Origin of the sequence: Ferruginibacter sp., from assembly GCF_031391665.1 — a bacterium.
Lineage (GTDB): Bacteria > Bacteroidota > Bacteroidia > Chitinophagales > Chitinophagaceae > Ferruginibacter.
In genome coordinates this window covers 1-12556 of the sequence record NZ_JANMUN010000186.1, presented here as the reverse complement: position 1 = coordinate 12556, position 12556 = coordinate 1, and the positions used below count along the sequence as shown (strand labels likewise).

Annotated in this window: 13 protein-coding genes; 4 read left to right on the top strand and 9 right to left on the bottom strand. The window is 36.3% G+C overall.

Features of this window, described 5'->3' with window-relative positions; genetic code table 11:
* Position 1 precedes the first annotated feature (1 nt).
* The 8 genes from aroA to ACY651_RS13930 form a co-directional block, all read right to left on the bottom strand.
* Complete coding sequence (gene aroA, locus ACY651_RS13965; RefSeq protein WP_462253780.1) at positions 2-1288, bottom strand: 3-phosphoshikimate 1-carboxyvinyltransferase; 1287 nt, start codon at positions 1286-1288, stop codon at positions 2-4.
* Positions 1288-2316, bottom strand: coding sequence for a 3-dehydroquinate synthase (gene aroB, locus ACY651_RS13960; protein ID WP_462253778.1), 1029 nt, complete (start codon positions 2314-2316; stop codon positions 1288-1290). Before aroB ends, aroA begins: the two co-directional genes overlap by 1 nt.
* Before the next feature lie 12 nt (positions 2317-2328).
* Positions 2329-3417 carry a chorismate mutase gene (locus ACY651_RS13955; protein WP_462253776.1) on the bottom strand — a complete coding sequence of 363 codons (1089 nt, stop codon included), beginning with the start codon at positions 3415-3417 and terminating at the stop codon, positions 2329-2331.
* Positions 3418-3728: 311 nt separating this feature from the next.
* Positions 3729-4160 carry a GNAT family N-acetyltransferase gene (locus tag ACY651_RS13950; RefSeq protein ID WP_462253774.1) on the bottom strand — a complete coding sequence of 144 codons (432 nt, stop codon included), beginning with the start codon at positions 4158-4160 and terminating at the stop codon, positions 3729-3731.
* Between the two features lie 40 nt (positions 4161-4200).
* Entirely contained in the window at positions 4201-5106 is a 906-nt protein-coding gene (locus ACY651_RS13945) for a prephenate dehydrogenase (protein WP_462253772.1), read from the bottom strand.
* A 77-nt stretch (positions 5107-5183) separates the two neighbouring features.
* Positions 5184-6341, bottom strand: coding sequence for a pyridoxal phosphate-dependent aminotransferase (locus ACY651_RS13940; protein WP_462253770.1), 1158 nt, complete (start codon positions 6339-6341; stop codon positions 5184-5186).
* A gap of 71 nt (positions 6342-6412) precedes the next feature.
* Positions 6413-7252, bottom strand: a complete 840-nt coding sequence (locus ACY651_RS13935) for a prephenate dehydratase (protein ID WP_462253768.1) — start codon at positions 7250-7252, stop codon at positions 6413-6415.
* Positions 7253-7609: 357 nt separating this feature from the next.
* Entirely contained in the window at positions 7610-7798 is a 189-nt protein-coding gene (locus tag ACY651_RS13930) for a hypothetical protein (RefSeq protein WP_462222750.1), read from the bottom strand.
* A gap of 134 nt (positions 7799-7932) precedes the next feature.
* On the opposite strand from ACY651_RS13930, the gene ACY651_RS13925 reads away from it, so the two are divergent.
* Both ACY651_RS13925 and ACY651_RS13920 read left to right on the top strand, forming a co-directional pair.
* A complete protein-coding gene (locus ACY651_RS13925) occupies positions 7933-8499 on the top strand; it encodes an RNA polymerase sigma factor (protein WP_462253766.1) in 567 nt (188 codons plus the stop codon).
* Positions 8489-9586, top strand: coding sequence for a S1 family peptidase (locus ACY651_RS13920; RefSeq protein WP_462253763.1), 1098 nt, complete (start codon positions 8489-8491; stop codon positions 9584-9586). The genes ACY651_RS13925 and ACY651_RS13920 overlap by 11 nt, the downstream gene beginning before the upstream one ends.
* Positions 9587-9656: 70 nt before the next feature.
* On the opposite strand, the gene ACY651_RS13915 is transcribed toward ACY651_RS13920, so the two are convergent.
* Positions 9657-10553, bottom strand: a complete 897-nt coding sequence (locus ACY651_RS13915; protein ID WP_462253761.1) for a glycosyltransferase family protein — start codon at positions 10551-10553, stop codon at positions 9657-9659.
* Between the two features lie 90 nt (positions 10554-10643).
* On the opposite strand from ACY651_RS13915, the gene ACY651_RS13910 reads away from it, so the two are divergent.
* Complete coding sequence (locus ACY651_RS13910; RefSeq protein ID WP_462253759.1) at positions 10644-11543, top strand: 1-aminocyclopropane-1-carboxylate deaminase/D-cysteine desulfhydrase; 900 nt, start codon at positions 10644-10646, stop codon at positions 11541-11543.
* Positions 11544-11604: 61 nt separating this feature from the next.
* Positions 11605-12375: a hypothetical protein gene (locus ACY651_RS13905; protein ID WP_462253757.1), complete on the top strand. Its 771-nt coding sequence runs from the start codon at positions 11605-11607 to the stop codon at positions 12373-12375.
* The last annotated feature ends 181 nt before the right edge of the window (positions 12376-12556 follow it).

The window sequence follows — 12556 nt, the reverse complement described above, 5'->3', positions numbered from 1 at the left end:
TTTAATTGTTTAAAGATATACAAGCATTTAATAATTGTAAATGCTCATAAAAATCAGGATATGATTTATTAATAGCTTCTGCTTCTTCAATTACAGTTGCTCCATCTGCCTTTAATGCAGCTACTGCACAAGCCATTGCAATTCTGTGATCGTGATGCGAATGAACTGTTGCACCTTTTACTCCTCCCCCTCCTTTTATCATCATCAAATCGTCCTGCAAAATTATTTCCACTCCCATTTTTGCAAACTCCTGTTGCAAAGTTAATGCCCGGTTACTTTCTTTATGCGCTAAGCGGCTTACGCCTTCAATAACTGTTGTGCCATTGCAATAAGAAGCTAAAGCCACCAGAGGCGGAAAAAGATCCGGACAATCAGTGGCATTAAAATGAAAGGCCTTGCCCACATCCCCTGAAGGGGAGCTAACTTCAATTTGCTTTTCCTGAATCGAAATATTTGCTCCGCAATCTATTATTGCTTGTAAAATTGCTTTATCAGCCTGTGTAGAAAAAACATCTAATCCTTTTACAGTAATATTTCCGGCTATGGCTCCTGCCACTAATAAAAAAGCGGCGCCACTCCAATCACCTTCCACCATATAGTTGATAGTTGATGGTTGATAGTTAACAGGATTGATGGTGAAAGATTCGTAATTATTATTTTCTACCTCATAACCAAAATGTTTCATCACCTGTAAAGTCAAATCAATGTAAGGTTTACTTTTTAAATTTTTCACTTTGATAGTAGCGGCATGTGTAGCCGCTTTTGCATAAGCAAATAATAAGCCTGTTAAAAATTGCGAACTCAATGATCCGTCAATCGTAATATCTTTTGGCTGCAATGGCCCTTTTATTTTTAATGGCAGCATACCATTATTAGATATCACTTCAATACCAAGTTGCGGAAATATTTCATCAAAAAAATCCATGGGACGTTTCAATAAACTTCCGGTGCCGGTGATAGTAATTTCTTTGTTACTTAAGGCAGCTATTGGTGTAAACATTCTAATACTTAAGCCACTTTCTCCACAATTAATGCCCCCATCTTCTGGAAGGGAGATAAAGCCGGAAGAGTTAATTATTAAATTTCCATCTTTTTGTTGTGTTATAGCTGCTCCCAATTTTTGAATAATATCCAGCGCTGCTAAATCATCATTACTTTTTCCGGGATTAAAAATTACTGTTTCGTTTGGATGCAACAATGCTGCTGCACATGCCCGTTGCATTGAACTTTTACTGGTAGGCGCTACTATTTTTCCCTTTATTACCGAAGGTTTTATTGTTACGTTCACTATAATATTTCTTTTAAATGCTTGTGCAAATCATCCAGCTTAACCGATTTAATTACTGCTTCGCCAATTTTATTCAGCAGGATAAAGTTCACTTCGTTTTTAATTCTTTTTTTATCCATCTTTAATACCTCAAAAACTTTTTCGTATTCTGTTTCAATATCAACTGGCAAATGATATTTAGTCAGCAATTTTACAATACGTATAGCTTCCTCAAAATGAAAACCATTAATTTGTTCTGATAAATTACAGGCAGCCACCATACCAATACTTACCGCATGGCCATGTAATATATGATGCAGATTTTCCACTGCATGCCCAATGGTGTGACCAAAATTCAGCAGTTTTCTATCTGCCTGTTCAAACTCATCAATAACAACAATGGCCGTTTTAATTGTTACATTTATTTCTATTAACTCTGCAAGTAACAAAGGATCTTTCCTAAAATCGTTGAGCGAATATTTTTCTAACACCGAAAATAACATCGCATCTTTTATACAGGCATGCTTTATTACTTCGGCAAAACCATTCACCCATTGTTCGTTAGGTAAAGTTTGCAACAACGAATAATCGAAGAGAATGAACTCCGGTTGTTTTATCAGCCCCACTAAATTTTTGTACAGGCCAACATCTACTCCATTTTTGCCTCCAATGGCTGCATCAACCATTGCCAAGATTGTACTGGGCACAAAAGCAAATTTTAATCCTCTCATATACACACTGGCGGCGTATCCTGTAATATCTGTAACCACTCCGCCACCCACACCAACAATAAATGTTTTGCGGTCTGCCTCCAGTTCAATCAGGCGGTTAATAATAAAATCTACTGTAGCCTGGTGCTTATGCTCCTCGCCTGCTTTTATTACAATTGTTTTCCAGTCATCAAATTTTTGCTGATGCAATTCAAAAACATTCTCATCAGTAATTAAAATAGTATTGTCTCTTTCCACTATTTCATCTAAATAAGAAAACGATGCATCAAAATAATAAGCTACATTTTTTTCAGAAAAAGTATTTTCAACTACAGTCATTAAAAATAAGTTTTAGCTGTTCATAATGTTATTCTGGTGGTTGATACTTTCCAAATGTATAGCATCAAAATATTTAGTAATAAATTCTTTGCTTAAACCCAGCTTGTCGCCTTTTTTATAGGCTTTTTCTAAAATTTCGTTCCAGCGGTTGGTTTGCAAAATAGTAATGTTATTATTCTTTTTATACGTACCAATTTTATCAGCAATCTGCATGCGCTGTCCTAAAATAGTCATCAACTCATCATCAAGCTGGTTAATTTGCTCTCTTAAAGTTGCCAGTGCTGTAACAAATTCTTTTTCATCGGTATTCTCACTCCGCCATATTAATGCATCCAGCATTTCGGCTAGGCGTTCGGGTGTTATTTGCTGTTTAGCATCGCTCCAGGCATTATCCGGGTCAATATGGCTTTCAATCATCACTCCATCAAAATCCAGATCAATACTTTTTTGAGCAACGGATTGCAACAAAGTTCTGTTACCACAAATATGCGAAGGATCGCAGATCAATGGCATTTCCGGAAACCTGCGTTTCATTTCAATAGGCAAATGCCACATCGGTGCGTTTCTAAATTCTGTATTACCGTAAGAAGAAAACCCACGATGGATCATACCCACTTGTTTGATGCCCACTTTTTGTAAACGTTCAATACCACCTGTCCACAATTCCAGATCGGGATTGATAGGATTTTTTATCAGCACCGGCACATCAACACCACGTAATGCATCCGCAACTTCCTGCACACTAAATGGATTTACAGTTGTTCTTGCACCAATCCAAAGCATATCAACATCAAACTGCAAAGCATCCTGCACATGTTTAGCAGTTGCCACCTCAACGGTAATGGGTAGCCCGGTAATTTTTTTTGCCTGTGCCAGCCAGGGCAAACCTTTTGTACCGATACCTTCAAATAAACCGGGCTTGGTACGTGGCTTCCAGATGCCTGCACGTAAAATATCTATCTTGCCGGTTTTAGCAAGGCGGGTAGCGGTTTCCAGTACCTGCTCTTCTGTTTCGGCACTGCAAGGGCCGCTGATAATTAACGGACGCTTGTTCCATTTGGTTTGCATCAAGTCTTTCATTGATTGTGTTTGTGTTTGCATAATTGTAAGTCTCTTTATCCAAAATTTGAATCAGAGGATTTTGATTTTAATTATTAAATATTTTTTTTTGAGCCCAACATTTTTTTTCTATTTAACTTCATTGGCGTCGCACTCTTGTACTACTTATCTTTATTGAACTTTTATTATGTTTTGCAAAAGCACCTATCGTTCCTACGGAACGATGAGAAACCTGCATTATTTTTCTACCAACCTTAAGCTCCTACGGAGCTATTCTATTTCATAATCTCCATTTCATTTTCACTACATTCTTCTCCATTTCCTCCCCCTTTGGGGGAGATAGAGGGGGCTATTCAGGGGCGTAGGGGGTTTTGCATTTCAAATTTAATTTCTCCTTTGCCATACAAACCGACTTCTTTCCAGCCCTGCATCCGGTAAAATTTTTCTGCCCTTGTATTGGGTGTTGTACTTAACCAAACCATTTCTTTTTGCTGGGCAAAATACCAGTTAAGCATCATATCATGTAAAGTTTTTCCAATGCCTTTTCCTTCAACATCCGGATGCACAAATAATGCCCAAATATTATTATCAATTAAATCGGCAATGGCAAAACCTACAACAGTATTATCAATTTCGCAAACCCAGCCCTTGCCCCTTAAGGTTAAATACTCCACGCAATCTTTATCTGTAACCAACCCGGGATTAGATAAAGTATTTTCTTTTACAGCATTTCTAACTACCTGTATTTGTTTAATGTCTTTTGTTTGTGCTTCTCTAAAAATCATACATAATATTTTTGACTGGAAGCTGGAGCTTCCAGGTACATCATTTCAAAATTCTTTTTATTTTATTTGCATTTTCCATCAGCTCAATCAAATAGTCCATATTCTCTTTTTCCAAACTGGCTTTAAATTTTCTTAACTGAGAAATATGTTCATTTAAAACATCTAAAACATTTTCTTTGTTCTGCATAAAAATGGGTGCCCACATTGCAGGGTTACTTTTTGCCAAACGCACGGTACTTTCAAAACCACCACCGGCCATTTCAAAAATGGCATCTTCTTCTTTTTCTTTTTCCAATACGGTATTGGCCAATGCAAAAGAAGTAATATGTGATATGTGACTGATATAAGCGGCATGAATATCATGGTTAGCCGCATCCATATACACCAAATGCATGTTTACCGCTTTATAAATATTTTCTACCGTTTGCAAAGCGCCTGAGTCACTATTTTCTTTTTCACAAATTACACAAGCCCTTCCTGCAAATGCGCCATTTACTGCAGCTTCGGGTCCACTGTATTCTGTTCCCCACATCGGGTGCGTTGCAACAAATTGTTTACGCATCGGGTGATCTTTCAATGCATCACACAAAGCGAATTTTGTTGAGCCTGCGTCAACTACAATTTGTTTATCATTTATTAAATCCATAATCTGCAGCATTACCTGTATGGTAGCATCAACAGGAATGGAAACATAAATAAAATCACTTTGCTTAACTGCTTCTTCCAATGGCAATGCTTCGTCAATTATTCCCAGCTCAATTGCTTTTGCAATACTTGCTGCAGAACGGCCCACACCAATTACTTTTTTTGCAATACCTTTTTCTTTTAAAGCCAATGCCATTGAACCACCAATTAAGCCTACGCCGATGATACAAACAACAGCCCCTCCCAACCTCCCCTGGGGGGAGGCTTTTAAATTCCCTGATTTTTTGATACTCTTTTCCATATTTAAATATCCTGTTCTTAAAATTCTTAAAGCCTGCTAAAACTCGTGAGTTCTAAGTCCTCCCCTCGGGGGAGGATTTAGGAGGGGCTTTTTATTCTATCAATCGCTGCGTCAATATTTTCTTCCTTACAACATAAACTTACTCTTACGTATTTATTTCCTGCATTTCCAAAAATGCTGCCGGGAGTAATAAATACGTTGGAGCCATATAATACTTTATCACTTAACTCATATCCATCTTTATAATTTGCCGGTATTGCCGCCCAAACAAACATGCCCGCCTGTTTTTTTGAATAACTGCATTGTAATAAGTCCAATAATTCAAAAACTTTTTCTCTTCTTGCTTTGTAAATTTTATTTATCGAATCGTGCCAGTCTTTTTCTAATGTTAATGCTTTAGCTGCGGCTAATTGTAAGGGTAAGAACATGCCACTGTCCATATTACTTTTAAAACGTAACACCGCATCAATCTTTTCTTTTGCACCGCAGAGCATTCCAATTCTCCAGCCTGCCATATTGTGACTTTTGCTTAATGAGTTTAATTCAATCACACAATCTTTTGCACCTTCCATGCTCAACAAACTTACAGGCTCATCATTCAAAATAAAACTATAGGGATTATCATGCACAATAAGAATATTATATTTTTTTGCAAATATTATAAGCTGGTTGAACATGGATGAACTGGCCAATTGCCCCGTTGGCATGTGCGGATAATTAACAAACATTAGTTTTACCCGGTTAACGTACAAATTATTTTCTATCTCCTTAAAGTCGGGCAACCAATTATTCTCTTCTGTTAAATTATACTCCATGCATTTTGCACCAGCAATGGTAGCAGCACTTTTGTAAGTTGGATAACCTGGGTTAGGAATTAAAACAAAATCGCCTTCATTTAAATAGGTCATGCAAATGTGCATAATGCCTTCTTTACTTCCAATTAAAGGCAATATTTCTGTATCAGCATTTAAATTAACGTTGTACCATTTTTTATACCAGTCGGCAATAGCATTTCTTAACACCGGGCTGCCTTTATAACTTTGGTAAGCATGTGTATTTGGTTTGGCACTTTCTTCCTGCAATACTTTTATTACTTCAGGGTGTGGCGGTAAATCGGGGCTGCCAATACCAAGACTGATCACATTCTTTCCTTCTCTGTTCATAGCATCAATCTCTCTCAGTTTTTGAGAAAAATAATATTCGCCGATACCTTCTAACCTTTTTGCTGTTTCCATTTATTATTTATTACACTAATTTTTACTAATTACACGAATTAAATCAATTCGTGTAATTAGTGTAATTCGTTTCAATTCGTGTTATTCAATTTTCCGTTTTTATAAATTCCCAATACGCTTAATCCATCTGTTATTGTTTCAATTTTTTTTATTACCGATTTAAACTGTGCTGCATTATCAAACTCCATATCTGCATGAAAAGAATATTTAAAATCACTGCCGGGTATGGGCATACTTTGTAATTTGGAAAGATTAATACCTGCTTCTGCAATTTTTGTAAGCACTTTTGCCAGGCTGCCTTTGGAGTGATCGGTAAAAAAATTAATAGACGCTTTATCCGCATCAATAATTTCTTTTGCAACATCCTGCCGCTGCAATGCTAAAAAGCGGGTGTAATTATTTTTTAGCGTATGAATGTTTGGAGCAATTACATGCAGACTGTATAACTCTGCCGCCAGCTTACTGGCAATGGCTGCTGCATGTTTGTTTTTATGCTGATGAATATGTTTGGCACTTAAGGCAGTGTCTTCTGTTTCAATCAACTTCCAGTTGTATTTATCTAAAAAGCCAAAGCATTGCTGTATGGCCATTGGGTGAGAATGTACTTCTTTAATATCCTCCAGTTTTACACCGGGGTTTACCAAAAGATTTTGATTTATCTGCAGGTACACTTCTCCCACAATTTTTAAATTACTTTTTAAAAGTAAATTGTAGTTGGGTAAAATACTGCCGGCGATAGAATTTTCAATCGCCATTATACCACCATCGCTTTGTTTTTTATCGGCAGCAATTTTTACTACCTCTTTAAAAGTGGCGCAGCAAATCACTTCGGTTTCTTTACCATAGAATTGCTGTGCCGCCACCTGGTGAAAGCTGCCTTCGAAACCCTGTATGGAAATTTTTTTGTTCACTCCTCGTATTTTATTGTTTCTATATTCAAAATAATTTCCACCCTCATACTGCATTAAGCCCCTTTAAGGGTTTGGGGCAAACAAAAATCCCGGCCTTTTTAGCCGGGATTCTTTTTATGTTAGTCTGTTTATTTATTCAGTTTTTAACAAAAGGCTCCCGGTCTATTTATAAAATAGTAGCTAAAATAAAAGAAGCTATGGTTGCCTTTGTTTGTCATTGAATTTCAAAAATAACAAATCAACCTCAAATCAGCAAAAAAAGTCCCTCCTAAAAAAATTAAGAGGGACTTTTAACGATTGCTTGTCATGTAAAAAATTTATGACCGGCATAAGGACAGGCAATCAGCCGGCTACTAATTACTTTTTCAAAGTATCAACAGTAGTAGTCATTTTAACTGTAGTATCTTTTACAACAGTCATTGTGTCTTTAGCTACAACTACAGTTGTATCGCTAGATTTAACTTCTTCAACTTTCTTTTCTTCACCGTTGTTACAAGCTACAAAAGATACAGATACTACTGCGAATGCTAAGATTGCTTTTTTCATTTTTGTTTTTTTAAATTTTAAAATTATAATTTGATATTTATACTGGATTTTAAAAAAGGTAACCCATCATTTAATAAATAATTTTTCGTTGTTTTGGGTTACAAATAATAGTTAACCGTATTAATATAAACCGGGTGAGTACTTTAGAAGAAGAAAAATTGATATTAAAAGGACTGGCAGCTAACGATAAACAGGCCATTGAGACCATTTACCGGGGCAATTTCGCTATGGTTCAGTCATTTATACTGAATAACAGCGGCAGCCAGGACGATGCAAGGGATATTTTTCAGGAGGCGATGATCGTATTGTTTGAAAAGTCCCGGTTGGATAGTTTTGAACTGAGCAGCCAGTTAAAAACGTATATATATTCAGTTTGCAGGCGGCTTTGGTTAAAAAGGCTTAATCAAATGCAGCGGTACAGTGGCAGTTTGGACAATGTGGAAGAAACGGTGCAGGTAGAAGAGGATTTAGAAACGCATGAAAAAAGAAATGCCGATTTTACATTAATGGAAACAGCCATGAGTAAAATTGGGGAACCCTGCAAAAGTTTATTGGATGCTTATTATATTCAAAAAAAACACATGCAGGAAATTGCAGCCGATTTTGGATACACCAATGCCGATAATGCAAAAACCCAAAAATATAAATGCCTGATGCGGTTGAAGAAATTATTTTTTGCACAATATAAAAATGGACAATAATATGGACGACACTTTACTATTAGATGCTGTAGAAAGATACCTGAAGGGAGAAATGTCTGCCGAGGAAAGAACTTTTTTAGAAGAGTTACGCAAAACAAACCCTGAAGTGGATCAAATGGTAGTGGAGCATACTTTTTTTCTTAACGAAGTTGAAAATTACGGCAGCATAAAAAACTTTAAGCATTCGCTTAATGAAACTGAAATTAAATTAACAGAAGAAGGCGCCATCAATCCATCTAAACTGCAGGGTAAAACCAAAGTAGTTTTTATGTGGAAAAAATACAAGCGTATTGCCGCAGTTGCAGCAAGTATCGCAGGTATCGTTTCTATTTTAACAGCAGGGTTAACTTCTGTTTATAATAATAAAACAAACCCCGAAACAGAAAAACTTAGCAGGGAATTAAATAAGATAAAGCAAGATCAAACAATCGCTAATAAAGAATTGAATGCATTAAAAAGTAAGATTGATCCTAAAGCAACACCAATTTCAGGTGGTACAGGTTTTCTTATTGATGTACAAGGCTACTTAATTACTAATGCCCATGTATTAAAAGGAAAAACAATTGTAGCTACAAACGAAAAAGGCCAGCAATTTTTGGCAACTGTTTGTATGATGGATCACACCCGTGATATTGCGGTGTTAAAAATAGAAGATAAAGATTTCGTTCCTTATAAATCGCTTCCATATAGCATTAAAAAATCGGTAAGTCTTGCAGAACCAATTTATACAATGGGTTATCCTAAAGACGAAATTGTTTACGGTGAAGGTTACTTAAGCAGCGAAACAGGTCTCAAAAGCGATACGCTTACTTACCAAATTTCAATTGCTGCCCACCATGGTAACAGTGGTAGTCCGGTACTGAATAAAAACGGCGACATCATTGGTATTTTAACCGATAAAGCAGAAGGTGGTGCTGTGTTTGCAGTAAAATCGTTATACATTTTTAAAACGGTTGAAAACCTAAAAAAAGATTCCGCTTTTGCAAACATTAAATTAAGCAGCACCAATTCGATAAAAAATTTAGACAGGGTGCAGCAGGTTGAAAAAGTAAACAGTTGCGTATTTTTAATAAAAAGTTACAACTAAGCATAGCAAATTGAGATATTAAAAAACGGCTTCAAAAAATTTGAAGCCGTTTTTATTTGCATAATATTTTTTACCAAAGCGAAGGTGGATATTCTCCATCTGCCACCAGTTTATCAATGCTTGCTTTTACCACCGGTGCATCTTCTTTGTAAGTAACACCAAACCATTGCGAAGAACATGGAATTACTTTTACACTGCCGCCATGGTGCTCCATAAAATCTTCAGCAATTATCGGAATAAAAAATTCTGATTTAAGGTTATGACTGTTATCTTTTACAAACTGGTGAAATAATTTTTCGGTTGGTTCAAATAAAGATTGATGAAAGCACCAGAAGTTCATAGATACGCTGGAGTTAAAAGGCACTTCATGTTTACCTGCCTCATCTTCATACACAATTGTATCGCCTTCCCTGTAAATTTTTGTTCTCTCCTTAATGCTTACCAAATTATTATCTGCATCTACCTGGCAAACGCCACGGCTTACCGTACCATGATCGCTTAAAGTTTTTGACAGTTCATATCCTATTATGGAATACTTTTTTGGCGTACAATCGGTATTTAAAAAAGCCGCTGCTTTTACAAAAGCATCGCTGCCATAAAAATCATCGGCATTAATTACAGCAAATGGTTCGTCAATTACATCCATGGCACATAATACGGCGTGGCCGGTGCCCCAGGGTTTTGTTCTGCCTTCCGGTACGGGTAAACCATTTAAAAAATAATCCATCTCCTGGTAAACGTATTCCGTTTTTATCTTTCCCTTTAATTTAGGTTCAAAAGTGTTTTTAAACCCTTCGGCAAAATCTTTACGAATAATAAATACCACTTTACCAAAACCGGCACGTATAGCATCATAAATAGAATAATCCATAATAGTTTCGCCACTGGGGCCAAAACCTTCGGTTTGTTTCATACTTCCGTAGCGGCTTGCCATACCGGCTGCTAAAATTAAAAGAGTTGGTTGCATTAATAATTTAAGTTGATAAATGAAAAATTAATACCTGATTTTTGTACAGCGAAATTAGTATAAACCGATAAGTTATAATCAAAAATGCTTTTGAATATTTTAAATGCCCCTGTTGAAATATTGAATGATGAATTATTTCAGCAAAAAAAAGTATCGGTTTCGGTGTTAAGGTTAGATAAAATACACCCAGTTGTATCCGGCAATAAATTATTTAAACTCCATTATTTTTTACAGCAGGCCATTTCATCAGCCCATAAAACCATAGTAACTTTTGGTGGCGCCTACTCCAATCATTTAGTGGCAACAGCATTTGCCTGCCAGGCACCGGGCTTAAAAAGTATTGGTATTGTAAGAGGAGAAAAACCAGCGCAATTATCCGCCACCCTGCAGCAGTGCAGTAATTATGGCATGCAGTTGAAATTTATTTCAAGAGAAGCATACAGTAAAAAAGAGGAGGATGATTTTCTTTCTGCATTAAAAAATGAATATGGTGAATGCATTATTATCCCCGAAGGAGGTTACCATGCCTTAGGCGCAAAAGGCGCTGCACTTATTTATGATTTGATAAAAGATAACAGCTACACCCATATTTGCACCGCTACCGGCACAGCCACCACCCTTGCAGGATTATTACTTAATGACAGTGGTAAAAAAATAATAAGTGTGCCCGTTTTAAAAGGTATGAATGATACCGAAAAAAGAATTAACTTTTTATTAGGTAATAATTTTAAAACAGATATGCTGCAAATTTTTAACGAGTATCATTTTGGGGGCTATGCAAAAAAAACTGAAGTGCTAACGGAATTTATGAATTGCCTGTGGCAGCAGCACCAATTACCTACAGATTTTGTATATACTGCTAAACTATTTTTTGCCGTTTTCGATAAAATAAAAAGTAATTATTTTGAAGAACACAGCAACATACTTTGCCTGCATACAGGTGGTTTGCAGGGTAACAGCTCACTGCCTGCCGGTACTTTATTATTCTAATTTGCAACATCGCTTTATATTTGCTGATAAAATTTTTAAGCGCTTACCACGTTAACCAATTATGCAAAGGGTTTCACTTTTACTAATTATACTTTTCTCCGGTATTGCAGTTTCCCTTACTGCACAGGATACTTTACCTTCTATTACGGTTAAAAATTACAGCGGCCAGGTTGTAGTAAGCTGGGTGAATAATTATAAAGCTGCAATAACCACTATTAATATTCAGCGCTCTTACGACAGCCTTAAAAATTACACTACCATCGGATCGGTACTAAGCCCACAAAATGCAGAAAACGGTTATGCCGATGTAAAACCACCCTACACAAAGATGTATTACCGTGTGTTCATTTCTTTTGAAGGTGGTGCTTATCTGTTTAGTAAAATTACAAGGCCAGTAAAAGAACCTTCACAGTACAGTGACGAAGATACGCTGCACCCTTTTTCAGTTAAAGATAACTGGACAAAGCAGCCTCCTAATCAACCGGGCAATCCAAATTTTAAAATTCAGCCCAAAACAAATTTGCCGCCAATAAACAGTAACGAAGAAATTATAACTTACCCCAGCCGCCGCATTTTTTCAAACAAAGAGTATAATGTGGTAATTTATTTGCCCGGTGCCGAAACAAAAAAATACACCGTTAAATTTTTCGACGAAAATAACCAGCCGCTTTTTGAATTAAATAAATTAAATGAAGAGTACCTGATAATTGAAAAAGTAAACTTCGTACATGCAGGCTGGTTTAATTTTGAAGTGTACGAAAGCGGCAAACTAATAGAGAGAAATAAATTCTTTATTTCCAAAGATGGAAAAAGTCCATCGCAACAAAAATAGGATAGTAATTAAGTCTTTATTAATTAAATTGCTTTCACTTCAAAATGTTCAACGATCCCTTCACCATTCACCACTCACCTTCCGCTTCAAAAACCTTTTCAAAATTATTTTTAATTTTCTTCTTCACTTCTTCATAATCTACTTTTTTGCCCAATTCTTTTTCAATAGAAGTAACCTGTTT

Excerpts from the sequence above, each read along its gene's own strand:
- ACY651_RS13950 (WP_462253774.1), bottom strand. The coding sequence starts at position 4,160 with ATGATTTTTAGAGAAGCACAAACAAAAGACATTAAACAAATACAGGTA.
- ACY651_RS13905 (WP_462253757.1), top strand. The coding sequence starts at position 11,605 with ATGCAAAGGGTTTCACTTTTACTAATTATACTTTTCTCCGGTATTGCA.
- ACY651_RS13920 (WP_462253763.1), top strand. The coding sequence starts at position 8,489 with ATGGACAATAATATGGACGACACTTTACTATTAGATGCTGTAGAAAGA.
- ACY651_RS13915 (WP_462253761.1), bottom strand. The coding sequence starts at position 10,553 with ATGCAACCAACTCTTTTAATTTTAGCAGCCGGTATGGCAAGCCGCTAC.
- ACY651_RS13940 (WP_462253770.1), bottom strand. The coding sequence starts at position 6,341 with ATGGAAACAGCAAAAAGGTTAGAAGGTATCGGCGAATATTATTTTTCT.
- ACY651_RS13945 (WP_462253772.1), bottom strand. The coding sequence starts at position 5,106 with ATGGAAAAGAGTATCAAAAAATCAGGGAATTTAAAAGCCTCCCCCCAG.
- ACY651_RS13955 (WP_462253776.1), bottom strand. The coding sequence starts at position 3,417 with ATGCAAACACAAACACAATCAATGAAAGACTTGATGCAAACCAAATGG.
- aroB (WP_462253778.1), bottom strand. The coding sequence starts at position 2,316 with ATGACTGTAGTTGAAAATACTTTTTCTGAAAAAAATGTAGCTTATTAT.
- ACY651_RS13930 (WP_462222750.1), bottom strand. The coding sequence starts at position 7,798 with ATGAAAAAAGCAATCTTAGCATTCGCAGTAGTATCTGTATCTTTTGTA.